General features: G+C 70.6%; 24 protein-coding genes and 2 pseudogenes. 7 read left to right on the top strand and 19 right to left on the bottom strand.

The window, feature by feature from the left end:
- Positions 1-71 precede the first annotated feature (71 nt).
- Positions 72-242, bottom strand: a pseudogene (locus ICC28_RS41455) (flavoprotein); the annotation flags it as partial.
- 234 nt (positions 243-476) lie between these two features.
- Between ICC28_RS41455 and ICC28_RS08495 the strand changes: the two are divergent.
- The 3 genes from ICC28_RS08495 to ICC28_RS08485 all read left to right on the top strand — a co-directional run bounded on the left by ICC28_RS08495 (position 477) and on the right by ICC28_RS08485 (position 2,033).
- Positions 477-926 (top strand): DUF6153 family protein, encoded by a 450-nt coding sequence (locus tag ICC28_RS08495; RefSeq protein ID WP_411158578.1) that lies wholly within the window; start codon positions 477-479, stop codon positions 924-926.
- Positions 927-1,001: 75 nt separating this feature from the next.
- A complete protein-coding gene (locus ICC28_RS08490; protein WP_188287814.1) occupies positions 1,002-1,661 on the top strand; it encodes a DUF305 domain-containing protein in 660 nt (219 codons plus the stop codon).
- A 159-nt stretch (positions 1,662-1,820) separates the two neighbouring features.
- The gene (locus ICC28_RS08485; RefSeq protein ID WP_188287813.1) at positions 1,821-2,033 is read left to right on the top strand and encodes a DUF4287 domain-containing protein; all 213 of its coding nucleotides are present in this window, start codon (positions 1,821-1,823) and stop codon (positions 2,031-2,033) included.
- Between the two features lie 33 nt (positions 2,034-2,066).
- On the opposite strand, the gene ICC28_RS08480 is transcribed toward ICC28_RS08485, so the two are convergent.
- The 5 genes from ICC28_RS08480 to ICC28_RS08460 all read right to left on the bottom strand — a co-directional run bounded on the left by ICC28_RS08480 (position 2,067) and on the right by ICC28_RS08460 (position 6,014).
- Positions 2,067-2,762, bottom strand: a complete 696-nt coding sequence (locus ICC28_RS08480; protein WP_188287812.1) for a TIGR03943 family putative permease subunit — start codon at positions 2,760-2,762, stop codon at positions 2,067-2,069.
- Positions 2,759-3,811: a permease gene (locus ICC28_RS08475; RefSeq protein WP_317453981.1), complete on the bottom strand. Its 1,053-nt coding sequence runs from the start codon at positions 3,809-3,811 to the stop codon at positions 2,759-2,761. The genes ICC28_RS08480 and ICC28_RS08475 overlap by 4 nt, the downstream gene beginning before the upstream one ends.
- Positions 3,812-3,922: 111 nt before the next feature.
- On the bottom strand, positions 3,923-4,705 hold the full coding sequence (locus ICC28_RS08470; RefSeq protein ID WP_188287810.1) for an SURF1 family protein: 783 nt from the start codon (positions 4,703-4,705) through the stop codon (positions 3,923-3,925).
- Positions 4,706-4,749: 44 nt separating this feature from the next.
- A complete protein-coding gene (locus ICC28_RS08465) occupies positions 4,750-5,124 on the bottom strand; it encodes a nuclear transport factor 2 family protein (protein ID WP_188287809.1) in 375 nt (124 codons plus the stop codon).
- A 47-nt stretch (positions 5,125-5,171) separates the two neighbouring features.
- Positions 5,172-6,014, bottom strand: coding sequence for a class I SAM-dependent methyltransferase (locus ICC28_RS08460; protein WP_188287808.1), 843 nt, complete (start codon positions 6,012-6,014; stop codon positions 5,172-5,174).
- A gap of 70 nt (positions 6,015-6,084) precedes the next feature.
- Here ICC28_RS08460 and ICC28_RS08455 point away from each other — a divergent pair, with 70 nt between their 5' ends.
- The gene (locus ICC28_RS08455) at positions 6,085-7,887 is read left to right on the top strand and encodes a prolyl oligopeptidase family serine peptidase (RefSeq protein WP_188287807.1); all 1,803 of its coding nucleotides are present in this window, start codon (positions 6,085-6,087) and stop codon (positions 7,885-7,887) included.
- 226 nt (positions 7,888-8,113) lie between these two features.
- Here ICC28_RS08455 and ICC28_RS08450 read toward each other — a convergent pair whose 3' ends face one another.
- The 4 genes from ICC28_RS08450 to ICC28_RS08435 all read right to left on the bottom strand — a co-directional run bounded on the left by ICC28_RS08450 (position 8,114) and on the right by ICC28_RS08435 (position 12,655).
- The gene (locus ICC28_RS08450; protein ID WP_223188544.1) at positions 8,114-9,274 is read right to left on the bottom strand and encodes a hypothetical protein; all 1,161 of its coding nucleotides are present in this window, start codon (positions 9,272-9,274) and stop codon (positions 8,114-8,116) included.
- A complete protein-coding gene (locus ICC28_RS08445) occupies positions 9,271-9,876 on the bottom strand; it encodes a SigE family RNA polymerase sigma factor (RefSeq protein WP_188288052.1) in 606 nt (201 codons plus the stop codon). Before ICC28_RS08445 ends, ICC28_RS08450 begins: the two co-directional genes overlap by 4 nt.
- Before the next feature lie 452 nt (positions 9,877-10,328).
- Positions 10,329-11,381: an aspartate-semialdehyde dehydrogenase gene (locus ICC28_RS08440; RefSeq protein WP_188287806.1), complete on the bottom strand. Its 1,053-nt coding sequence runs from the start codon at positions 11,379-11,381 to the stop codon at positions 10,329-10,331.
- Positions 11,378-12,655: an aspartate kinase gene (locus tag ICC28_RS08435; RefSeq protein WP_188287805.1), complete on the bottom strand. Its 1,278-nt coding sequence runs from the start codon at positions 12,653-12,655 to the stop codon at positions 11,378-11,380. Before ICC28_RS08435 ends, ICC28_RS08440 begins: the two co-directional genes overlap by 4 nt.
- 196 nt (positions 12,656-12,851) lie before the next feature.
- Between ICC28_RS08435 and ICC28_RS08430 the strand changes: the two genes are divergently transcribed.
- The gene (locus ICC28_RS08430; RefSeq protein WP_188287804.1) at positions 12,852-13,529 is read left to right on the top strand and encodes a response regulator transcription factor; all 678 of its coding nucleotides are present in this window, start codon (positions 12,852-12,854) and stop codon (positions 13,527-13,529) included.
- Positions 13,526-14,863 (top strand): sensor histidine kinase, encoded by a 1,338-nt coding sequence (locus tag ICC28_RS08425; protein ID WP_188287803.1) that lies wholly within the window; start codon positions 13,526-13,528, stop codon positions 14,861-14,863. Before ICC28_RS08430 ends, ICC28_RS08425 begins: the two co-directional genes overlap by 4 nt.
- Here ICC28_RS08425 and ICC28_RS08420 read toward each other — a convergent pair.
- The 3 genes from ICC28_RS08420 to ICC28_RS40395 form a co-directional block, all read right to left on the bottom strand.
- Positions 14,829-15,329, bottom strand: a complete 501-nt coding sequence (locus ICC28_RS08420) for an SgcJ/EcaC family oxidoreductase (protein ID WP_188287802.1) — start codon at positions 15,327-15,329, stop codon at positions 14,829-14,831. The genes ICC28_RS08425 and ICC28_RS08420 overlap by 35 nt on opposite strands.
- A gap of 132 nt (positions 15,330-15,461) precedes the next feature.
- On the bottom strand, positions 15,462-16,397 hold the full coding sequence (locus tag ICC28_RS08415) for a tetratricopeptide repeat protein (RefSeq protein WP_188287801.1): 936 nt from the start codon (positions 16,395-16,397) through the stop codon (positions 15,462-15,464).
- 80 nt (positions 16,398-16,477) lie between these two features.
- The gene (locus tag ICC28_RS40395) at positions 16,478-17,110 is read right to left on the bottom strand and encodes a hypothetical protein (protein WP_223188543.1); all 633 of its coding nucleotides are present in this window, start codon (positions 17,108-17,110) and stop codon (positions 16,478-16,480) included.
- A gap of 230 nt (positions 17,111-17,340) precedes the next feature.
- Here ICC28_RS40395 and ICC28_RS40390 point away from each other — a divergent pair.
- A pseudogene (locus ICC28_RS40390) lies at positions 17,341-17,550 on the top strand (ISL3 family transposase); the annotation flags it as partial.
- Positions 17,551-18,185: 635 nt separating this feature from the next.
- Here ICC28_RS40390 and ICC28_RS08400 read toward each other — a convergent pair.
- The 6 genes from ICC28_RS08400 to ICC28_RS08375 form a co-directional block, all read right to left on the bottom strand.
- Complete coding sequence (locus ICC28_RS08400; protein ID WP_223188542.1) at positions 18,186-18,614, bottom strand: hypothetical protein; 429 nt, start codon at positions 18,612-18,614, stop codon at positions 18,186-18,188.
- A 77-nt stretch (positions 18,615-18,691) separates the two neighbouring features.
- Positions 18,692-19,270 (bottom strand): Uma2 family endonuclease, encoded by a 579-nt coding sequence (locus ICC28_RS08395; protein WP_188287800.1) that lies wholly within the window; start codon positions 19,268-19,270, stop codon positions 18,692-18,694.
- A 50-nt stretch (positions 19,271-19,320) separates the two neighbouring features.
- On the bottom strand, positions 19,321-20,283 hold the full coding sequence (locus ICC28_RS08390) for a hypothetical protein (RefSeq protein WP_188287799.1): 963 nt from the start codon (positions 20,281-20,283) through the stop codon (positions 19,321-19,323).
- Between the two features lie 283 nt (positions 20,284-20,566).
- The gene (locus ICC28_RS08385; RefSeq protein WP_188287798.1) at positions 20,567-20,749 is read right to left on the bottom strand and encodes a DUF397 domain-containing protein; all 183 of its coding nucleotides are present in this window, start codon (positions 20,747-20,749) and stop codon (positions 20,567-20,569) included.
- A complete protein-coding gene (locus ICC28_RS08380) occupies positions 20,742-21,557 on the bottom strand; it encodes a helix-turn-helix transcriptional regulator (protein ID WP_317453980.1) in 816 nt (271 codons plus the stop codon). The genes ICC28_RS08385 and ICC28_RS08380 overlap by 8 nt, the downstream gene beginning before the upstream one ends.
- 85 nt (positions 21,558-21,642) lie before the next feature.
- A complete protein-coding gene (locus ICC28_RS08375) occupies positions 21,643-22,374 on the bottom strand; it encodes a hypothetical protein (RefSeq protein WP_188287797.1) in 732 nt (243 codons plus the stop codon).
- Positions 22,375-22,669 lie beyond the last annotated feature (295 nt).

Raw genomic sequence — 22,669 nt, 5'->3', positions numbered from 1 at the left:
TGCCGCCGTCTCCTGACGGTCACCGGTGCTCGCGTACCGAAGCCGCCGGACTCACCTCAGCGACATGGGCAACCGGTCACCGCTCGGCGCTTCCTCGCGGTCGGCGTCGGCGGAAACTGGAGGTAGTGCTCGGCCCAGGGGGAGAACAGGCGGACGTGCGACCAGGCGCGTAGGGCCGTGGCGGCGGGACCGGCCTCCGGCGCCAGTGGTTCCAGGCCGCGCTCGACAAAGCGGGCGGCGGCGCCGGGGGGACGGAGTCCTGGCCAGGCGGGCGCGACTGAGTCCTGGCCAGCCGGGCGTGACGGAGTCCCGGCCGGAACGCACCCGGCCGCAGCGGCCCCCGGAGGGGACAGCGCACCCCGACATACGTCCCACCCCGACGTACGTCCCCCCGGCCCCGGCCCCCCCGCCCCCGTGTCCACCCGAAGTGCGGGTCCGCGCCACCCCCGCCGCGTGTCTTCCGTAGCATGAGGACCGTGACAGCCCCCGCACAGCTCCGCCGTGCGCCCTCGCCCCTCGGGTGGTGGCGTGCGTTGCTGGTGCTCGGGCTGCTCGCCGGGCTTTTCGGCATGCACGCGCTCGCGCCGGGGAACGCCGTGGCGGCCGGCGGTCACCACTCCGCCGCTTCGGCGCACACGGCCGCGCCGATGGCACACGCCGACGGCAGCGGGCACGGCGACCACGGTGCCCCCGCCGCGCACGACGAGTACGTCTGTCACAGCGACACCGGCACCGGCGGCCACACCCAGCACGCCGACGCGACCTGCGTCTCCGGTGCCGTGGGCGCGGGGCCGGTGCTTCCCGCGCTGGTGGCCGACCCGGTCGGCCCGGTCTCGCGTGCCGAGCGCGGGCTCGCTGCCCGCGGCGCCTCCGGGGAGGGGCGCGCGCCGCCCACCCTCGCCGAACTGCAACTCCTGCGGATCTAGGACAAGGCCGAGCCGTCGTCGTACGGCCCTCAGTCATGTCTCAGCACATCCCTCGTACACCGCAGGAGTACCAGCATGACCAGCACCCGTTCCCTCGTCCGCCGTGCCGCGCTCGGCGCGACGGCGCTCGCCGCCGCCTTCCTCCTCGCCGCGTGCGGCAGTGAGGACGGCGGCTCCGGCACCGGCTCCGGTACGTCGGCCTCGGCGACCGACAAGGCCGACAAGGCCGACAGCGAAGCAACCGCCGGTGCCCACAACGATCAGGACGTGTCCTTCGCGCAGGACATGATCCCGCACCACCAGCAGGCCGTTCAGATGGCGAAGATGGCCAAGGGCCGGGCGTCCTCCGCGGAGGTCGAGGACCTCGCCTCGCGGATCGAGAAGGCCCAGGACCCGGAGATCGAGACCATGTCCGGGTGGCTGGAGTCCTGGGGTGAGGACGTGCCGTCCGGCATGCCCGGCATGGACCACTCCGGCGGGCACGGCGGCGACTCCTCCGGCATGCCCGGGATGATGGACGCCAAGGACATGGACAAGCTCATGGCGGCGTCCGGCAAGGGCTTCGACACCATGTTCCTGACCATGATGGTCGAGCACCACGAAGGCGCCGTGGAGATGGCCACGACCGAGCAGGAGAAGGGCCAGTACGGGCCCGCCAAGAAGCTGGCGGGCGACATCATCACCGTGCAGAACGCCGAGATCGAGGAGATGAACAAGCTCCTCGGCAAGGGCTGACGGCAGTCGGTGGGCGGCCCGGGTTCCGCGTTCGCGCGATTCCCGGGCCGTCGGCCGATGATTTCCGCGCGGCCCGTCGGTCTCTTCTACGAGTTACGAGTTACGAGTTACGAGTAGCGAGTACGACACCGTCGCCGACGCAGGCAGGAGATCATTGGCATGAGCGCCACCGTGAAGGGCCCCGCGAGCTACTTCCCGTCGATCGAGAAGAAGTACGGCCGTCCGATCGCCGAATGGAAGGACCTCATCCGCTCCTCACCGCTGACCAAGCACATGGAGCTCGTCACCTGGCTCAAGACCGAGCACGGACTGGGGCACGGCCACGCGAACGCGCTCGTCGCGCACACCCTCGCCGAGGCCGCCGACAAATAAGTCCGCCGGCAGATAAGTCCGCCCGGAAGAACGTCAGTTCTCCTCGTACGGATCCTGCGGCGCCGGTGCCGGGGCGGCCTCCGTGACCTTCAGGAACGGGATGGGGGCGCCGTTGACCGGGTCCTTGACGCGGCGGGGGGTGTAGGTGCCGGTGACGCGCAGCCAGGTGTCGGGGCGGAGGACCGGCGGGACCTCGCCGGTCAGGGCGACCTTGACCGGCTGGGCGTCCGCGGCACAGCAGTTGAGGGTCATCCGGACCAGGTACGGGGTGCCCGCGCGGTCCACCGCCACGAACCCGGTGATCTCGACCCGGCGGCCCTCCAGGGAACGGCCCCGGTCGTAGACCGCGCGGCCCGCGTAGTCGACGAGGCCGATCCGGACCGGGTCGCCGGAGGGCAGGTCCTCGTAGGCGTACGGCTGTTGCAGGGCCGTTCCGGCGCGCAGGGCGCTGTAGGAGCCGAGGGCCGGCGGGGCCACCAGGATCAGGGCGAGGAGGGGCAGCACCAGGAGCCAGCTGACGCGGGGCTCGGGGTGGGAGTGGGCGGGGTCGGGGCGCCGGCGTTCGTACCAGAGCGTCGCCAGCGCCGCCACGACCAGCACCGCCGCCGAGGCCAGCAGCAGCGGGCGCAGGCCGGACTTGACGTAGCGCAGGTACAGGTCGGTCGTGCCCGCGTGCAGCAGGGACGCGCCGAGGAGGAAGAGGATCGCGGCCTGGGCGTGGCGGTTCACAGCAGCACCGCCCCGGTGGCGGCCGAGACCGCGACGGCGACCACGAAGGTGACCGGCGCGAAGCGCAGGGCGAAGGAACGGCCGAACGTGCCCGCCTGCATCGCGAACAGCTTCAGGTCGATCATCGGTCCGACCACCAGGAAGGTGAGCCGGGCCGTGAGGGAGAAGTGCGTCAGCGAAGCGGCCACGAACGCGTCCGCCTCCGAGCAGAGCGACAGCAGTACGGCGAGTACGGCCAGGGCGAGCACGGCCAGCACCGGATTGCCCGCCAGCTCGCGCAGCCAGCTCTCCGGCGCCACCGCCTTCAGTGTCGCCGCCGCCATCGCGCCGACCACCAGGAAGCCGCCGGCGTGCATCACGTCGTGCCGGACCGAGCCCCAGAAGGCGGCGCCGCGGCCCTGGCCGTCGTAGGACGAGCGGGCCGGTGGGCGCAGCCAGTCGGCGCGGCCCAGGCGCAGCCACAGCCAGCCCATCGCGCACGCCACCAGCAGGCTCGCCACCAGGCGGGCGAGGACCATCTCCGGGTTGCCGGGGAAGGCGACCGCCGTCGCCGTCAGGACGATCGGGTTGACCGCCGGGGCCGACAGCAGGAAGGTCAGCGCCGCGGCCGGGGTGACCCCGCGGCGCACCAGCGCGCCCGCGACGGGCACCGACGCGCACTCGCAGCCCGGCAGTACCACGCCCGCCGCGCCGGCCACCGGGACCGCGAGGGCGGGGCGGGCGGGCAGGGCGCGGGCGAAGAACGACGGCGGGACGAACACCGCGATGGCCGCGGAGAGCAGGACGCCGAGCACGAGGAAGGGCAGCGCCTGGACCATCACCGCGACGAACACCGTCGTCCAGTTCTGCATGACCGGGGAGGACAGGGCGCCGCGCAGGGGGTTCTGCAGCAGGACCGCCAGGAGCAGCAGCATGGTGAGGGCGAGGGGGGAGTCGAGGTGGCGGCCGCCCTCCCGCTCGGGCTCGCGCTCGGGCTCCCGCTCGGGCTTGGGCTCCCGCTCGGGCTCGGGCTCGGGCTCGCGCGAGGGTGCCTTGGTCGTGCTCGCCACGGATGGTTCGTCCTTCCTGTGCGCCTCCCCCTGCATACGGCGAGCAGGTCCCCTTCGTTCAGGCGCCGACTGGAGGAATCGCCCGCGCACCCGCGGGACGAGCGGCCCCCGTCACACCGCGACCCGCTCGGTCTCCTGGTCGGCCAGGCCCAGTTCCGCGTCGCGGGCCAGTTCGACCTCACGGCGCAGGAGGCGGAACCACATGAAGACGACGAAGCCGGCGAAGACGAACCACTCGCCGGTGTAGCCGAGGTTCTGGAAGGCCTTGAGGTCGAGGCCGGTGTTCTGGGGGGCCGTGGCGGGGACGGGCTTCATGCCGGAGTCGGCCGTGTTGAGGGTGATCCAGGCGTCGTAGACCTGGTACGGCACGAGGTTGATCAGCGACGCGGCGCTGATGGCGCCGGTCTGGCCGGCCGGCAGGCCGCCCTGTCCGGGTACGCCGTTCTCGCCCGGCTGCTCGGACGCCTGCAGGGCCCCCGTGACGGTGACCTCGCCGCGTGGCGCGGCGGGGGCCGCGGCCGGGTCCGCGTCCCCGGGGAGCCAGCCGCGTACGACCGGCAGCGCCTTGCCCTCGTCGGTGCGCAGCAGGGTCAGGACGTAGTAGCCGCGCTTGCCGTCGAGCTTCCGGTCGGGCACGAGGAGCTGCTCGCCGTACCGGCCGCCGGCCGTCACCTGCCTGCCGGACGTGGCCTTGTCCACGGGGAGAAGCTCCGTCAGCGGGCGGGCCGCCTCCTGCTTCGCCGACGTCGCCTGCGCGTTCGCCCGGTCGTGGTCCTGCATCCGGTCCTCGAACCGGCCCAGCTGCCATGACCCCATGAACACGCAGAAGGGGATGGCGAGCAGTACGAAGACGTTGATCCCCCACCACCGGGGCGTCAGCAGAAACCGGTACACGCCTTCAAAGGTACGGGGCCGACGCAAGGGGCCCGCCCGCGGGGTCAGTACCGCTCGACGAGGTGCTCCCGGCCCGCCGGGGGCTCGTACGGCTCCGGCCAGAAGTCCACGACGGCGGATATGCGGCCGCTGTCGTCCCCGGTGAAGAAGGAGATGCCGTACATCTCCTCCAGCCCCACCGTGAAGTGCACCCAGGTGACCACCTGGCCCGCCTCGGCCACGATCCGCTCGATGCGCAGGTGCCAGTCGCCCGGGTACTCCCGGTTGAACCGCACGTACCGCTCCCGTCCGCGGATGCGCTCGCGGGTCTGCGGCAGGGTGTAGAGCACGTCCTCGGTCAGCGTGTCCGCGAACGCGGTCCAGTCACGGGCCTCGGCGGCGGCCCAGAAGCTCTCGACGGTCTTGCGCAGATCGGTCATGCCACGAGTCTGCACCCCGCCACTGACACCCGGCCCGCACCGGACCGTCAGCCCTTGCTCGCCTTACTCGCCTTGCTCGCCTTCAGCGAGTACATCAGCGGGATCCGCGGCCGGTCGGCCGGGAAGCGGTGGTAGCCGTCCCGTACCTCGAAGGACTTGAAGCGCGGGAACAGCGACACGTCGTGCTCGTGCAGGAACTCGATGCGCAGCCCGGCGGCGGCCAGCGCGGTGACCACCTCCCCGATCGGATGCTGCCACTCGACGCTGCGGTTGTGGACGGTCTCGGCAGCCATGTCGGCGTACGTGCCGGGCGTCTCGTCGATCCAGGCCTCGCGGGCGAAGTAGTCGTGCACGACACGGGAGCCGGTCTCGTCGTCCAGGATGTCGGTGAACGGATGGAACTCGGCGAGGTAGAGGAAGCCGCCGGGGGCCACGAGCGAGGCGGCGGTCTCCGCCCAGCGCCGGATGTCCGGCAGCCAGCACAGCGCCCCGGTGCCGGTGTAGACGATGTCGTACGAGGCATCGGGCACGGCCTCGGCCGCGTCGTGGACGTCGGCCGTGACGAAGGCCGCCCGGTCCTGGCCGAGTCCGAGGTCGGCGGCGAGGGCGCGGGCGGTGTCGACGGCCGGTGCGGAGAAGTCGAGGCCGACGACGCGGGCGGCGCCGCGCCGGGCCCAGGACAGGGTGTCGAGGCCCATGTGGCACTGGAGGTGCAGCAGCGTCCGGCCGGTCACGTCCCCGATTTCCGCGAGCTCGAAGTCGCGCAGGGGGTCTGCTCCGGCGCGGAAGCCGTCGAGGTCGTAGTAGGCGCCGGCGGCGTGCAGGGGGACCCTTTCGTCCCAGTGGGCGCAGTTGGCGTCCAGCCAGTCGGCGGGGGTGCTGTCGTACATGATCCCGAAGTTATCCACAGGCTGGGGGCCTCGCCAGCGAATTGTCGGTCCTGGCAGGCACTATGGGGTCATGACTGAGAGCAACGCGCCGGGCCGGGAGATGCCGGACTGGGAGAAGCGCTTCCGGGCGCCACGGGTGTCACTGCCGGACTGGGCGGAGGACGCCCCGGACCACGCCCTGTTCGTGTCGAACGCGACGGGGACGTACGAGCTGTACGCCTGGGACCGTTCGACCGGCGAGCAGCGCCAGGTGACGCACCGGCCGAACGGCACGACGGACGGCGTGCTCTCCCCGGACGGCGCGTGGATCTGGTGGTTCGACGACAAGGACGGCGACGAGTTCGGGGTGTGGCGCCGCCAGCCGTTCACCGGCGGCGAGGACGAGCTCGCGGCTCCGGGTCTGGACCCCTCCTATCCGGCGGGCCTGGCCCTCGGACGGGACGGCCGCACGGCGGTCGTGGGCCGCTCGACGGACGAGGAGGGTACGACGATCCACCTCGCGCGCATCGGCGAGCCCCCGGCGGAGATCTACCGGCACCGCGAGTCGGCGGGCGTCGGCGATCTCTCCCACGACGGTTCGCTGATCGCCGTGGAGCACACCGAGCACGGCGACGCGATGCACTCCGCGCTGCGCGTCCTGCGCCCCGACGGCTCCGCGGTGGCCGAGCTGGACGACACCGAGGGCGGCACGGTCGAGCTGGGCCTCGAGGTGCTGGGCTTCGCTCCGGTCGACGGGGACACCCGGCTGCTCGTCGGCCACCAGCGCCGCGGCCGCTGGGAGCCGCTGGTGTGGGACGTGGCGACGGGCGAGCAGACGGACCTGGCGCTGGACCTGCCCGGCGACGTGAGCGCCGAGTGGTATCCGGACGGCACCGGTCTGCTCATCGCGCACAGCCACGAGGCGCGCAGCGAGCTGTTCCGCTACGACCTGACGGCCGGGGAGCTGACGAAGGTCGCGACCCCGCCGGGCACGGTGTCGGGGGCGACGGCCCGGCCCGACGGCACGGTGGAGTACCTGTGGTCCTCGGCCGCCGAGCCGTCGGCGGTGCGCTCGACGACGGGCCGGGTCGTGCTGGATCCGCCCGGTATGAAGTCGCCGGGGTCGGTGCCGGTGGAGGACGTGTGGGTGGAGGGGCCCGGAGGGCGTATCCACGCGCTGGTGCAGAAGCCCGCGGGTGCGAGCGGGCCGCTGCCCACGGTCTTCGACATTCACGGGGGTCCGACCTGGCACGACAGCGACTCCTTCGCGGCGGGTCCGGCGGCCTGGGTCGATCACGGGTACGCGGTGGTGCGGGTCAACTACCGCGGTTCTACGGGGTACGGGCGGGCCTGGACGGATGCGCTGAAGCACCGGGTCGGGCTGATCGAGCTGGAGGACATCGCAGCCGTGCGGGAGTGGGCGGTCGGCTCCGGTCTGGCCGATCCCTCCCGGCTGATCCTCACCGGTGGTTCCTGGGGTGGTTATCTGACGCTTCTCGGGCTCGGTACGCAGCCCGATGCGTGGGCCCTGGGGATCGCGGCGGTGCCGGTCGCCGACTACGTCACGGCCTATCACGACGAGATGGAGGCCCTGAAGGCGATGGACCGCACGCTGCTGGGGGGTACGCCGGAGGAGGTTCCCGAGCGGTACGAGGCCTCGTCGCCGCTCACGTATGTCGACCGGGTGACGGCTCCGGTCTACATCTCGGCGGGCGTCAATGATCCGCGCTGTCCCATTCGGCAGATCGACAACTACGTCAAGCGGCTGGAGGCTCGGGGGGCTGTCCACGAGGTGTACCGGTACGACGCGGGGCATGGGTCTCTGGTGGTCGACGAGCGCATCAAGCAGGTTCGGCTGGAGCTGGACTTCGCGGAGCGGCACCTGGGGGGGTGACCGGCGGGTGGGGCACGCGGCCCGGCGTTTGCGGGGTGCCGCCGGTTGCACTGGCCGGCGGGGTGGGTCGCGCTGCCCGGCGCTGTCGGGGTGCCGCCTGCGCCCACCCGTGCCGCCCCAGCGGCACGACTGCCCGCAGGCTGAGCGCCCCGATAGGGGCGCGGGGAACTGCGCGATCTGCCCCCGCCGGGCCGCAGGCGAAAGACGGCCGGAGGATAGGCGCCCGCTAGCCCGCCAGGACTCCCGTCCAGTACACCGTGCCCGCGCACGCGTTGGTAACGACCGTCGATGCCGTCGGCCCGCCCGATTCCGCCGTGTTGGAGACCGCGACGCTGCCGTCGGCCGTGCCCTCGGTGGCGAAGAGCTGCGTGGAGGTGCCGTCCGTGCCGGTGGAGGTCGCGCCGGTGCCGCCGCCCGCGGTGGTGTCGCCACCGGTGGGGGTGGGGTCGGGCGTGGGGGTGGGGTCGGGGTCGGGGACGGTGGGGCAGGTCTCGGAGGGCACCCAGGCGAACTTCACCTCGTACGAGGCGCCCGGCTGGAGCAGCAGCGAGGTCAGCTCCAGGGACGGATCGGGCAGGCCCGTCGCCGGGTCACCGGACATGTGCCGAGCCGTGGTGATCTTGGTGGCGTCCGCCGCTCCCTGCGGCGCCGCGCCGACCGAGCCGGGGCTGGTCACCGTACAGGCGGTGCCGGAGGAGTTGGTGAAGCGGAAGGTGCCGTAGGAGGCTCCGACGGAGTCGGGGGTGCCGACACCGGCCGAGGCGACGACGAGTTGCCCGGCCGTGCACACCGAGGCGCCCGCGGCGGCGGTCTCCTTGGGGTCGGCGGAGCCGGAGCCGCCGGTGCCGCTGCCGGTCTCCTTGTCCTTCTCGTCCCCCTTCTCCCCCTTCTCGCCCTTGTCCTCGGACTTGTCGGAGGAGCCGTTGGACGAGCCCTTGTCCTTCTCGGGGTCGGCGCCCTGGCTGGCGCCGCCCTGCGCCTGGGTGCCGTGGCCGGCGACGGAGGGATTCGCGCTGGAGCCGGTGGAGTTGGAGACGTGCACGAGGGCCGGGACGGCGGTGCCCACGAAGAGCGCCGCGGCGGCCATGCCGACCAGGGCCTGCCGCTTGCGGGCCCGCCGTGCGGGTACCGCCCGGCGCAGATGCTCCAGGGTGCCGTCGCGCGGCTCGATCTCCTGCACCGCGTCGTGCAGCAGCCTCCGCAGGTCCAGCTCGTCCGCGTCGAGACCGTCGAGACCCTCGGGGCCCTTGCCGTCGGGGCCGTCGTTCACAGTTCCGTTCCCAGCGTGCGTGTGCTTCGGCGTCTGGTCGTCCTCGGGGACGCTCAGGTGACGCCGCCGTTCGTCGTGGTCCCCGCTCATGCCGGAGCCGTCGCGCTCCCCGCTCATGCCGGAGCCTCCATGGCGACCCGCAGCGCCGCGATGCCGCGCGAGCCGTATGCCTTGACCGAGCCCAGGGATATGCCGAGCGTCTCGGCGACCTGGGCCTCCGTCATGTCCGCAAAGTAGCGGAGGACGAGGACCTCGCGCTGGCGGCGCTGCAGGCCCTTCATCGCCTTGATCAGCGAGTCCCGCTCCAACTGGTCGTAGGCGCCCTCCTCCGCGCTCGCCATGTCGGGCATCGGCTTCGACAGGAGCTTCAGGCCGAGGATGCGGCGGCGCAGTGCGGAGCGGGACAGGTTGACGACCGTCTGGCGCAGGTAGGCGAGCGTCTTCTCCGGGTCGCGGACGCGTTTGCGTGCCGAGTGGACCCGGATGAACGCCTCCTGGACGACGTCCTCGCAGGAGGCGGTGTCGTCGAGGAGGAGCGCGGCAAGCCCCAGCAGCGAGCGGTAGTGGGTGCGGTAGGTCTCGGTGAGGTGGTCGACCGTCGTGCCGGCCGCCGCGATGTCCTCGGCGTACTCGGCGCCGTCACGCTGACTGGGTATGCGGGTGGGCCGCGCTGCGGGCATGGGCGCGATCACCGGCATGCCGCCGGGCGCCCCGGGCATACGGGAGGGGCGAACCGGGCGGTACGGCCGTAGTGCGGTCGCACCGCGCGTCGCCGCACGGAAGTCGAGTACCTCTGCCACGCCAGTTGGACACGCTTCCCCCCGTGAGGGTTGTACGTGCCGGACGTCACTTTTGCGTCAGGCAGCACGGCCGACGGTGCCTCACATGCACTCATGCGTCCCGCTCTTCCCCTATATCCCATATGAACGGGCGTCCCCACGCCCTGCTCATGGCGTCCCCACGCCAGAAAAGCGCGCCCCCGCACCCGCCGCAGGGCGACCGCAAAGACGCTCCCCGCCCTCCGCGCGGTTGCGGAGAGCGGGGAGGAAATCTTCGAATGCCGGGCAGGTCCGGTTCAAGTGGTCCGGACCATTGCCCCGCTCACATCTCTCACGCAGATCCTACAAACGTTTCCCGGCACGGCCTCGGCTTTTCCTGCGGCCGACGGCCGTCACGAGAACTCCGCCGCCACCAGCTCGGCGATCTGCGCGGTGTTCAGCGCGGCCCCCTTGCGCAGATTGTCCCCGCACACGAAGAGTTCGAGCGCCGTCGGGTCGTCCAGCGCCCGGCGCACCCGCCCGACCCAGGTCGGATCGGTGCCCACCACGTCGGCCGGTGTCGGGAACTCGCCCGCCTCCGGGTTGTCGAACAGCACCACCCCGGGGGCCGTGGCGAGGATCTCGCGCGCGCGGGCGACCGTGACCTCGTCCTCGAAGCGGGCGTGCACGGTCAGCGAGTGGGTGGTGACCACCGGAACGCGGACGCAGGTGACCGCCACCGGCAGCTGGGGCAGCCCGAGGATCTTGCGGGACTCGTCCCGCACCTTCATCTCCTCCGACGACCAGCCGTCCTCGCGCAGCGATCCGGCCCAGGGCACCACGTTCAGGGCGACCGGCTCCGGGAACGGCCCGGTGTCGTCCCCGACCGCCCGCCGTACGTCACCGGGACTGGTCCCCAGATCCGTCCCCGCGACCAGGGACAGCTGCCGCCGCAGCGTCTCCACCCCGTCCCGTCCGGCCCCGCTCACCGCCTGGTAGCTGGAGACGACCAGTTCGCGCAGGCCGAACTCGGCGTGCAGCGCGCCCAGCGCCACGATCATGGAGAGCGTCGTGCAGTTGGGGTTGGCGATGATGCCGCGCGGCCGCATCCGGGCCGCGTGCGCGTTGACCTCGGGGACGACCAGCGGCACGTCCGGGTCCATCCGGAAGGTGCCGGAGTTGTCGACGACCACCGCACCGCGTGCGGCGGCGATCGGCGCCCACTGCGCGGAGACCTCGTCGGGTACGTCGAACATGGCGACGTCGACCCCGTCGAAGGCCTCCTCCGACAGGGCCACCACCTCGACCTCCTCACCGCGCACGGCCAGCTTGCGGCCGGCCGAGCGCGGCGAGGCGACCAGACGGATCTCGCCCCAGACGTCCGCGTGATGGGACAGGATCTGGAGCATGACCGTGCCGACGGCCCCGGTCGCTCCCACGACCGCGAGCGTCGGTCGTCGGGTCATCGCCCGGTGCCCCCGTAGACCACGGCCTCGTCGCTGTCGGAGTCGAGGCCGAAGGCCGTGTGGACGGCGCGGACGGCTTCCTGGACGTCGTCGGCGCGGGTGACGACCGAGATGCGGATCTCGGAGGTCGAGATCAGCTCGATGTTCACACCGGCGTCGGACAGGGCGGTGAAGAAGTCGGCCGTGACGCCGGGGTTGGTCTTCATGCCCGCGCCGACCAGGGAGATCTTGCCGATCTGGTCGTCGTAGCGCAGGGAGTCGAAGCCGATTCCGGCCTTGTTCTTCTCCAGGGCGTCGATGGCCTTGCGGCCCTCGGCCTTGGGGAGGGTGAAGGAGATGTCCGTCAGACCGGTGGAGGCGGCGGAGACGTTCTGCACGATCATGTCGATGTTGATCTCGGCGTCCGAGATCGTGCGGAAGATCGCGGCGGCCTCGCCCGGCTTGTCCGGCACACCGACGACCGTGACCTTGGCCTCGGAGGTGTCGTGCGCGACACCGGAGATGATGGCCTGCTCCACCTTCTTGTCCCCTCGCTGAATCGGCTGGCTGCTGACCCACGTGCCCTGGAGCCCGCTGAAGCTGGACCGCACGTGGATCGGGATGTTGTAACGGCGGGCGTACTCCACACACCGGTGAAGCAGCACCTTCGAGCCGGACGCAGCCAGCTCCAGCATGTCCTCGAAGGAGATCCAGTCGATCTTCTTCGCCTTCTTCACCACACGCGGGTCGGCGGTGAACACGCCGTCGACGTCGGTGTAGATCTCGCAGACCTCGGCGTCGAGCGCGGCCGCCAGCGCCACCGCGGTCGTGTCGGAACCGCCGCGGCCCAGCGTGGTGATGTCCTTCTTGTCCTGGCTCACGCCCTGGAAGCCGGCGACGATGGCGATGTTGCCCTGGTCGATGGACTCCCGGATCCGGCCCGGCGTGACATCGATGATCCGGGCTTTGTTGTGGACCGAGTCGGTGATGACACCTGCCTGGCTGCCGGTGAAGGACTGGGCCTCGTGGCCCAGGTTTTTGATCGCCATGGCCAGCAGTGCCATGGAGATCCGCTCTCCGGCGGTCAGCAGCATGTCGAACTCACGCCCGGCAGGCATCGGCGATACCTGCTCGGCGAGATCGATCAGCTCGTCCGTCGTGTCGCCCATCGCGGAAACGACGACGACCACCTGGTGGCCGTTCTTCTTCGCTTCGACGATTCGCTTGGCGACGCGCTTGATGCCTTCGGCATCGGCTACGGAGGAGCCTCCGTACTTCTGCACGACAAGGCCCACGTGCGCTCCTCGCTCAGTCCCGTTGTGTCGGCTCAGTTTAACGAGCGCCCGAATTTCACCTCCGCGGTATCGCATCCTGAGATTCGGTCGCCCAGGTCAGCACCTGCCCAGCCGCTTGCTTCCGAAAAGTGCCAAGCATCACAGCCCACACCCCTGGCATCACTGTGAATTAAGTTTCAAGTACTACAGTGCGGCTGTGCGCGTACTACTGGTGGAAGACGACGAGCCGGTCGCCCAGTCCCTCCGACGGGGCCTGTCCCGCTACGGCTTCGAGGTCGAGTGGGTCACCACCGGAGGGGCGGCACTCGCCCACGAGGGCCCCTACGACGTCGTCCTCCTCGATCTCGGCCTGCCCGACACCGACGGCCTCGACGTCTGCAAGGCGCTGCGGGAGCGCGGCGAGGTGCCGATCATCGTGATCAGCGCGCGCAGCGACGAGACGGACCGGGTGGTCGGCCTGGAGCTGGGCGCCGACGACTACGTCTCCAAGCCGTTCGGGGTGCGCGAGGTCATCGCGCGGATACGAGCGGTGATGCGGCGCGTCCAGCCCCGTACCGCCGCCGCGGCCGGACCCGACCGCTACGGCCCCCGCCTGACCGTCGACCGCAAGGCGGCCCGCGTCCGCCTCGACGGCGAGGAGATCTCCCTCGCCCCCAAGGAGTACGACCTGCTGGCCTTCCTCACCGAGGAGCCCGGCGCGCTGATGTCGCGCGAGCAGATCATGGAGGCCGTCTGGGACGCCAACTGGTTCGGGCCGACCAAGACACTCGACGTGCACGTGGCCGCGCTGCGGCGGAAGCTGAAGGGCGCGGTGACGATCGAGGCGGTACGGGGGGTCGGGTTCCGCCTTGAGGTGGCCGACGAGGCCTCATGAACCGCCAACTCATCCGCAGCTACATCCTGCTCGTCGCGGTCGCCATCCTCCTCTTCACCGTCCCCGTCGCCTTCACCCTCACCAAGCAGCTACGGGACGACACCGAGGCGTCCATCCAGCGCGAGGCCAAGACGATGGCCCTGCTCCTCAGCAACGGCGACACCGCCTCGTGCCAGGCCCTGACCAAGGTCGCCAAGGCCTACGGCGACGTCCAGGTCACCCCGACCGACACGTGCACCCCCGACCTGCCCGAGCCGGTGGCGGACGCCGCGCTGACCCGGGCCCTGGAGCGCGGCTCGTCCACGACCGACTGGGGCTCGGACTTCATCTGGGGCAAGCAGCTGACGGTCACCGTCCCCGCCGAGGGGCCCTCGGCCGTACGGATCGTCTACTCGACCTCCGGCATGACCGACCGGCTCTGGCAGATCTGGGGCTTCCGGGCCGGGCTTGCCGTACTGGTCCTCGGGGCGGCCGCGGCGATCGGCGCGGTCGTCGCCCGCCGTATCACCCGCCCGCTGCGCGAACTGAACTCCATGGCGAGCAAGTTCAGCGACGGCGACCTGACCGCGCGTTCCCCGGTGACCGGCCCGTCCGAGACGCAGACCCTCGCCCGCACCCTCAACCAGGGCGCGGAACGCCTGGACACGCTGATCGCGTCGCAGCGGATCTTCGTGGCGGACGCCTCGCACCAGCTCCGTACCCCGCTGACCGCGCTGCGGCTGTCCCTGGACAACATCGCGGACGGCGTGGACGACGAGTTCGTCAGGGAGGACGTGGAGCAGGCGACCGCGGAGGTGGTCCGGATGAGCCGCCTGGTCAACGGCCTGCTGGTGCTCGCCCGCGCGGAGGCGAAGGTGACGGTCGCCGAGCCGCTGTCCCTGCGGGACATCGTGGCCGAGCGGCTGGCGGCGTGGCGGCCGGCCGCCGACGAACGCGGTGTGACCATCGCGCTCGGAGGGAGCGTCGACGACCGGCTGCTGGTGCTGACCGGCCCCGGCCATCTCGACCAGGTCCTGGACAACGTGCTCTCCAACGCCCTGGAGGTCTCACCGGACGGCGGCCGGATCACGGTCCGCGCCGAGTCCCGCGCGGACACGGTGGTGCTGTCGGTCCTCGACCAGGGGCCGGGCATGTCCGACGCGGAGAAGTCCCGCGCCTTCGACCGCTTCTGGCGCGGCCAGGGCCTGACCGGACGCTCCGGCTCCGGACTCGGCCTCGCCGTCGTCAAGCAGCTCGTGACCGACGACGGCGGGACCGTGACCCTTCAGGACGCGCCCGGCGGCGGGCTGCAGGTCGTGATCAGCCTTCGGGCATCGCAGAGGAGTGGTGGTTGACGATGAGCCACTCGCCGCCCCGCTTCTCGTACTCGTAGGTGTAGCGCGCGGTGACGGTCCTCTTCTCACCGGTGTCGTGGTCGGTGAGCGTGAACTCGTACACCCCCGCGTCGATCGCGGAGTTGCCGTCCAGGACGTTGACGTGCGTCTCGATCTTCTTCCCGACCGGCTTGTTCTCCAGGAAGTGCTCGAAGTAGTCGACGATCCCGGCACGGTCGCTACGGACCTTGTTCGACACGGTGGGCAGCAGTACGGCGTCCTTGGCGTACCGGTCGGCCACCTTCTCGGGGTCACCGGTCTGCAGGGCGTCGTTCCACCCGTCGAAGAGCGCGGCGATCTCGTCCTTGCCCACCTTCTTCTCGTCCGCCGCCCCGGCCACACCGACACCGGCGGCGAACGTACCGACGCAAGCAATGACTGCGGCAGCACCGATGGCTATGCGCTTGCCTGTGGAACGACGGGTCATCGCAACTCCCTTGCGGGTCTGGGGTTACCGGAATCAGTGACTCCAGAGTCGCGAGGGGGTGGTTAGGGGTGGTGCAGGCGATGTACAGGGGTGATCCAAGACGGGGCCAACTTGCGCAGGGTTCTTGGGTGGCTACTTTCCGTCTTCGGGGGGCGGCTCCAGCAGGGGGGCGAAGTCCTGGCGGAGCTTTTGGACTTGGGGGGCGGTGGGGCCGAGCAGGTGCTCCCAGTCGGCGAGGAGGGGGAGGAGGACTTCGCGGGCACGGTCCGGGTCGTCCGCGGACTTCCAGAGCAAGGCAGCGAAGGACTCGCGAGCGCCCAGCGTGAACCTGTCCGTGGCGCCGCTTCCTCTTGTCAGGCTCTCGACATACTCCTCGTACATGGCCACGGCCCCCGCGTGGTCGCCTGCCCCATCCCTGACGAGTGCCAGCATCTGTCGCAGGCCCAGACTGACGTCGCTGTCCCTGCCCGTTGCTGCCACCGCCCTGACCAGCAGCTTCTCAATGTCGTCGCGCGCCTGCACCGCATAGCGGCCGGGATCCTGCTGGGCCAGGTCGGCCAGCACCTCGGCCTGGAGCGACCAGGCTTTCACCGACGTCGCGTCGTCGGCGCCCCATACCCGTTCGGCGTTCTTCGCGTTCCTGCCCGCCAGCCTCAAGGCATCCTTCAGTCGTCCCGCCCGCCGCATCGCGCCGGCCAGTTGCGCCCTCGCGGCAAAGGTCTCCGGGTGTCGGCGTCCGAATGTGTGCACGTGATCCGCGAGGTTCTGTTCGAAGAGCCTGATCGCACGGTCGTGCTCACCGGCGTAGCCGTAGGACCCGGCCAGGCTGTCACGGACGTTCAGTGTGAGTTCGTGACGTGGCCCGCACACCCGTTCCGCCGCCGCCAGGGCTCGCTCGTGCAGTTGGAGGGCGCGGGCGAGGTCGAGATGGACGTATCTGAGCCCGGCCAAGTTGTACAACCAGATCTCGACTTCGGTGTCGGTCTCCGGGGGGACGTGCGAGGCCAGGGAGTCGAAATGCGACAGCCACTGCAACACGGCGGCGATGTCCCGCACTCCGTTGCTCATTTTGAGGTTCTGGCACAGATCTTGGGGAGCGGTCGCGGAAGGTCACGTGAGCCGGGATTCCGATCATGCCAAGCTGGCGTTTACTGCGTCCGCTCTTCGGTCGTGAACGGTCCGGTTGTGGGGGCTACGCATGTGTCGACGACGGTGTTCTCGCCGGCCGCCGTGCCCTCCAAACAGAGCCGTCCGCCTTGGTCGCGCAGATCGAGGACGAACCGCGTGGCCGCACCGGACTGCTTGAGGTCGTGTATGCGTTCGTCGACGTAGCCGAGGTCGTTCAGAATCGTCCTGACCTTGGTTGGTGTGGGATCCACCAGATCCCAGAGTGCCTGGGCAATGCGCTCTTCATGGAGGGCGCTCGCACACCAGTCGCGAGCGTTCAACTCCACATCAGGACCCGCCGTGGGGGCGATGGGTTCCACGTCCGGCGGTATCTCGGCCGCACCAGTCGGCAGGGTCTGCGCCGGACCGGTCGGTGGTGCCTCTGGCGGTGCACTGGGGGGACACGACTGCGCGACCTTGTCCAGCATCGCCGTGAAGGCCGCGCTGGGCCGGACCTCAGCAGTGTCAGCAGGCTTGCTTTGCGGTCCGGCGCTTGTCTTCTCGGTGCCGCAGGCGGCGAGCGCCAGAGCGGCGAGAGCTGCTATCGCGAGCGTGAGCCGCGGGCGGCGCGGGGAGCTGGCAACCATGCTGGTCAGGGCAGAGGTTCGTCTCATGCGCCAAGTCTCCGATCAAGCCACCCCCAGCACGTGAGTACGCGTACTCACATGCAGGGGAGTACGCGCTCAGACCTCAATGAGACGTGACCAAACGTCAGTGAGATAGGACACCGTGTTCGATTGTGAGGGCCTGGGTTCGCGTGAGACCGCGTACGCCTCCTGCCAGACAGCCGAGAGTGACGCTCCGTCAGGTACAGGCTCATCTCTGTCACGCTCGTCCGCGGCCAATGACGGTGCTGGTCATGCGGGCCGACGCATCGTTCTGGGACTCTCTCGTGTTCGACGGGATCGACGACGTGGACGTCGAGGCGGTGTCCGCCGCTTTCGGCACGGTCGACGTGACGGCGAGAGGCAGGGGGGCCGGTGCCGCATGTCCGGACTGCGGCGGCTTCTCGGCCCGGGTGCACGACTCCTACCAGCGCAGGCTGAAGGATTTGCCGCTCGCCGGGCAGAGCGTCGTGATCCATCTGACGGTCCGACGCTTCATCTGCAGCACGACCACCTGTCCGCGCCGCACGTTCGCCGAGCCGTTCACGCAGCTGACCGCCCCGTATGCACGCTTCACCACGCGACTCGGCCATGTCCTGGAGCGCGTCGGGCTCGCACTCGCCGGACGAGCCGGCGCCCGGCTCCCGGGACATGACGTCCCGCAGTGCGGGCTGCAGCGCGACCGCGAGGTCCGCGAGACCGGCGTCGAGATCGGTCGGGGTCTCGGCGTTGATCCACCACACCGGGTTGTACGACCCCGTCCGCCCCGCCGCCCACCGCGCCGCGAGCGTCGACTTGCCGATGCCGCCCAGCCCGTGCACGGCCTGCACGACGACTCCGCCCACGTCCCTGAACGCCGTGTCCAGCAGCCCGAGTTCGCGATCACGCCCGACGAACAGGGCAGCTTTGTCAGGCAGGTTGACCAGCGCGTCCGGCGCCCGATCGGGCATCACGAAGGCCTCCGCGGGCAACGCCAGCGACTTCTCGGTGTACATCGCGACCGAGGCGTCCCCGCTGACCGCCTGCCTGATCGACTGCCCGGCGGCGATCGACCGTTCCCCCGACGCCTCCGCCGACGCGCCCATCAGGCGTCGCCCGTCGACGCCGAGCCGATGTCACCCCCGGCGGCGATGGAGCGGTCGCCGGAGGCGGTGACCGGTCCGTTCGCCGGCCGCGACGGCGGTGCGGGCAGGGTGGGCGGCGGCCCGGCGATGGCCCCGTCCCCGGTCGACGCGCTGCCGATGTTCCCGCCCGCGGCGATCGAACGCGTACCGCCCGCGTTCACAGCACCGCAGGTCGGAGCGGGCCCCGGTACCGGTGCCGGGCTCGGCGCCGGTCTGAGCAGGGCGTAGACCGTCACCGCCAGCCCGAGCAGCCCCGCCACTCCCCCGGCCGCACTCGCCCAGGGATCGGCCCCCTCGACATCCAGCACAGCCCCGACGACCAGCCCCGCCGCCCCCGCGGCACAGAGCCCGATCCCCGCCCACATCAACGCCTTCGCCCCGCTCGCCATACGGTCATCATCCCGCCGCCGATGACCCGGAGGCGAGGTTTTCGGGGGAGTTGGCGGCGGATGTAGGGGGGGTGGGACTAGTCAGCGAGCCTTTTGAGGGGGGTGGTGTCGAAGGTAATGCTTACCGGTTCGGGGAGCTGGACAGTGGCGCCGAGAGGGAGCTTCTCCTCGTGGCGGTACCGGCCGTCCTCGGGCTGGTTGAAGACGACGATCGAACGGTCGTCGCGGTCGATGAGGAGGCAGACGGGGATGCCTGCGGCTGCGTAGGCATCGGGCTTGTCGACTCGGTCACGCTGGTGTGTGTCGGAGTCGTGCGACGTGACTTCCACGGCCATGAGCACGCCCTCCGCTTCGGACCAGTCCCCATGCCCCTCGGGAAATCCGAACGGCGCGAGCACGCCGTCCGGGCGGGCGCGTCCCTTCCGATAGCTCTCGACCTTCATCCCGCGCTCGGCGTAGAGCCACAGCTCGGGGCGGTGCTGCATACACAGCCTCTGCAACCAGGCGATGATCTGGTCATGGTTGCCGTCGGTCACGTCCTTGACCTGGACCTTCCCCCTGATGAACTCCAACCGCACGGTTTCCGGGGCATGGCGTTCCAGTTCCTCGAACTCCTCGACGGTCATCTGCGGCCGGTCTTCGGTCCTGGGGGTCATGGTGTCGCCTCCTCGACACCATGGTGCCCCGACCGGTGCCTCCCGCACGCTCACCGCAGACCCGCAGCGCGGCGGAGTTCGTTGACGCGGTCGGTGACGTCGATGACCTCGTCCGCACCGGGCAGGCCGCCACCGCCGTCGCGCTGGCCGGGCAGGAACGTGTCGGGGACGTGCCCGTACATGACCACCGGCCCCTCCGCCTCGGCCTCCGCCAGGCATTCGCGGCACAGGCCGTTCACGATCTCCGTCGTCCGCTCGTCCCTCTCGCACACCGGACAGCACATGATCACGCGGGTGACTCGGGCCCGCTGTGCCGCTTTCTGCCGGATCTTCGCCTTCTTCGGGGGCATCTTGCTCTCCAGTCGGTTGCGGGCGAGTCCGCCCGGGTTGGTGACGGCGGGCGGCAGCCCGTCGGTCAGGGCCTTGGTGATGTCGTGGGGTGTCGCACCACGGGACAGCCACTCGGCGGCGAGGGGTTCGAGGGCGCGGCAGTCGCGGTCGGACAGCGGCATACGGGCGTCGGCGGTGCGGACTTCGGTGAGGGTCCGGTAGGCGGCGCTCTCGCTGGGCTGCTCGTCCGGCTCCGACTCCTCGGCCTCGGCAGGCGGTTCCTCCGCGTTCTCGACCCTCGCCAGGCCCGGCATGTAGTCCGCGGTCACGTCCTTGCCGTGGCGCTCCTCCGCGAACTCCGCCCACCACTCGGCCGACCTGCACGTACACGACCAGTACGTGCGCGTCACCCACCGCATCGAGTTGTCCTCGACGGTGATGTGCTCCTTGATCCAGCGCAGGTGGCCGGCGAAGGTGATGCGGCTCAGCGAACTGCGGACGGCCTGCTGGCCGTAACGGGGGTGTACGGCCGCGATCGCCTTGTAGCCCATCGCGTGGCCCTCTTCGAGATGGTCGATGAAGACGGCGATCTCGCGGTCACGGGGGCTCAGGTGTGCGAAGTCCGCGTCGGCGTGCGGGTCTTCGTCACCGGCGGGGCGTTTGCCGTAACCCGTTTTGGCCACGGGGTGGGACGGGGACGGCAGGGCGGGGCTAAGGTGTGGGGAAGCCACGATCGAAGGTTCCTCGATCTGTAGGTCAGGCCCCGGAGCCGGTGTTGGCGCACCGACCGGGGCCGAACTATTTGGTCGTTTGCCGCGAACCTAGAGCGGCCTCACGTTCCGGCGCAAGTCAATCACGGAACGTCACCCTTTCGAGGTAGGCGGCTTCAACTCACCTACTGGCTTGGTTGGTTGGGTTGCTTTCACCCATTCCCACAAACCCATGGAAGGGCTCGAAGCCCGAGGCTCAAGCCCCGGGCTGAACTGCGGAAACGAAGGCCTCCCAGGCGGGGGCGGTGAGGTGGAGTTCGGGGCCGGAGGGGAGCTTGGAGTCGCGGACGTGGATGCGAGTGGCGAACGCGACTTCGACACAGTTGCCGCCCTCGCTGTCGCTGTAGCTGGACCTGAACCAGTTCCGCTGATCACTCACCACTGTTCACCATCCGCTCGATGAAACGGGCCGACTCGTCCGGGCTGAGAGCCTGCGTGCGGATCATGCTAAGCCGCTCGGTCACACGGCTGACAACCCCCGGGTCGGCCGACATCTCGCTGACCAACGGGCCTTCCGCAAAAGCGAATCGCTCGTTGTCATTGGTCTCCAGGAGCACCATGGGTCCCTCCAGCGCGGCGGGGATGGCCCGTTCGAAGGGCAGCACCTGTACGACCACGTTGCGCATCCGGCCGACCTCCAGCAGTCGGCGTAGCTGTTCGGCGTCTACCTGCGGGGCACGCAGGACGGCCTCGTAGAGGACGAAGCTCAGCCCCACGGTCGGCTTCTGCTGGGTGAGGAGGGACTGCCGCTCGATGCGGGCGGCGATCCGTTCCTCGACCACGTCCTCGTCCAGGGGCGGGGTGCGATTGTCGATGAGGGCACGGGCGTACCCCCGGGTCTGCAAGAGGCCCGGCATCAGGGAGACTTCGTACGTCCAGAGGCTGGTCGCCTCCTTCTCCCGTTCCATGAAATTCTGCGCTCGCGCGGGGAACCGCTCCAGGTTCACGAACGGCTTGCCCGCGCTCAGCAACCCCTCCGCGCCGCACATTTCGTCGGCCACGTCGAGGACGCGTGGCATGGGCCGGCGTGCTCCGCGTTCCATGGACGCGATGGTGTCCGGGGAGTAGTTGGAGGCCGCGGCGAGCTGCTCGCGGGTGATGTCCGCCTTCGCGCGCCAGCGCTTCAACTGGTCGCCGCTGTAACGCCAGGCGGCGGGCAGCTGGTTGTTGCTGTGGGTGTCCGACACGATCGCCACCTCCGACCGGGCGCACCCCTTCGTGCACCCCTTCCGGCTAACTACCCAGAGTAGCCGGAGGTGCGACGGCGCGTGGTCAGGTCACGTCAACCGTCAACGACGCACGGCGGAGTACGGCCACACTGTCGGGCGCGGTCTGCGGAGCCGTCGTGTCGACGAGGCGGATCATGAGCGGGGTCGAGCCGCGGGGGCCTTCGGGGAGGGCGCGCAGGCGGTAGCGGTCGGTGCGGGCGGCATCGACGGGCAAGGGGGTGCCGTCCGGGTAGAGGTAGTGCGGGTAGACGTCGTTCGCGACGCGGAGGTCGGCTCGTTGCCAGGCGCCGGTGGCCGGGTTGCGGCGTTCCAGGACGAGGCCGCCCGCGTCCGCCCCGGCACCTTCGCCGATCAGCATCTCCATCTGGAGGGCGATGTGGAGCTGGTCGTAGGCCCGGGTGTTGCCGTTGCGGACGGTGACCGTGAACTCCTGTGCCGCGCCGCCTCGTTGGAGGGTGATCCGGCCGCCCGGGGTGGAGGCGTACATGCCGAGGGCGGTCGGGGTGACGGGGCGGGTCGTCCGGGCCGGGGGCGGCGAGGACGGTGTCGGCGAGGTGCGGCGGGGAGCGGGCGGCGACGGGGACGCCGTAGGCGACGGGCTCTCCGAGGCGGCCTCGGTCGGTGTCGCAGGAGCGGAGGTGGACGCCGTCGCCGTAGACCCTGTCGCCGTGGGTGATGCCTCGATCCTGGCTGCCGTGTCCTCCGGACCGCAGCCCATCAGCAGCATGCCGCCCACGGCCAGCGTCGCCGCCGCTCCCCGTCGTCCGTGCCGCACGTCGTCCCCTGGTTCCGGTCGTCCTGATCCGATCACCGTACGGGGCGTCACGGCGCTGAACGGCAACGCCGAGGTATCACTTCGGCTCGACCTTCCGCTCCGCCTCATGGGCCTCATCGGGCTCGCTCGGGGCGACCCGTGTGCAGTGCATCGTCGACTGCCACCTCCGGTCACGAAGAAGGGACGCGACGTAGTCGTGCCGGACGCCGGGGGCGATCTTGCGAAGGCGAGTGGTGACGTAGCGCCGGCGGCCAACGGTGCGGCGCCCCCCTCCAGGGACGATTTGGCCAGACCG

It is taken from the genome of Streptomyces sp. TRM68416 (assembly GCF_014596915.1).
Taxonomy (GTDB): domain Bacteria; phylum Actinomycetota; class Actinomycetes; order Streptomycetales; family Streptomycetaceae; genus Streptomyces.
The sequence above is the reverse complement of the archived record's forward strand: the minus strand, read 5'-3'. Positions and strand labels throughout refer to the sequence as shown.

Excerpts from the sequence above, each read along its gene's own strand:
- ICC28_RS08490 (WP_188287814.1), top strand. The coding sequence starts at position 1,002 with ATGACCAGCACCCGTTCCCTCGTCCGCCGTGCCGCGCTCGGCGCGACG.
- ICC28_RS08485 (WP_188287813.1), top strand. The coding sequence starts at position 1,821 with ATGAGCGCCACCGTGAAGGGCCCCGCGAGCTACTTCCCGTCGATCGAG.
- ICC28_RS08465 (WP_188287809.1), bottom strand. The coding sequence starts at position 5,124 with ATGACCGATCTGCGCAAGACCGTCGAGAGCTTCTGGGCCGCCGCCGAG.
- ICC28_RS08460 (WP_188287808.1), bottom strand. The coding sequence starts at position 6,014 with ATGTACGACAGCACCCCCGCCGACTGGCTGGACGCCAACTGCGCCCAC.
- ICC28_RS08455 (WP_188287807.1), top strand. The coding sequence starts at position 6,085 with ATGACTGAGAGCAACGCGCCGGGCCGGGAGATGCCGGACTGGGAGAAG.
- ICC28_RS08450 (WP_223188544.1), bottom strand. The coding sequence starts at position 9,274 with ATGAGCGGGGAGCGCGACGGCTCCGGCATGAGCGGGGACCACGACGAA.
- ICC28_RS08445 (WP_188288052.1), bottom strand. The coding sequence starts at position 9,876 with ATGCCCGGGGCGCCCGGCGGCATGCCGGTGATCGCGCCCATGCCCGCA.
- ICC28_RS08440 (WP_188287806.1), bottom strand. The coding sequence starts at position 11,381 with ATGACCCGACGACCGACGCTCGCGGTCGTGGGAGCGACCGGGGCCGTC.
- ICC28_RS08425 (WP_188287803.1), top strand. The coding sequence starts at position 13,526 with ATGAACCGCCAACTCATCCGCAGCTACATCCTGCTCGTCGCGGTCGCC.
- ICC28_RS08420 (WP_188287802.1), bottom strand. The coding sequence starts at position 15,329 with ATGACCCGTCGTTCCACAGGCAAGCGCATAGCCATCGGTGCTGCCGCA.
- ICC28_RS08415 (WP_188287801.1), bottom strand. The coding sequence starts at position 16,397 with ATGAGCAACGGAGTGCGGGACATCGCCGCCGTGTTGCAGTGGCTGTCG.
- ICC28_RS40395 (WP_223188543.1), bottom strand. The coding sequence starts at position 17,110 with ATGAGACGAACCTCTGCCCTGACCAGCATGGTTGCCAGCTCCCCGCGC.
- ICC28_RS08400 (WP_223188542.1), bottom strand. The coding sequence starts at position 18,614 with ATGGCGAGCGGGGCGAAGGCGTTGATGTGGGCGGGGATCGGGCTCTGT.
- ICC28_RS08395 (WP_188287800.1), bottom strand. The coding sequence starts at position 19,270 with ATGACCCCCAGGACCGAAGACCGGCCGCAGATGACCGTCGAGGAGTTC.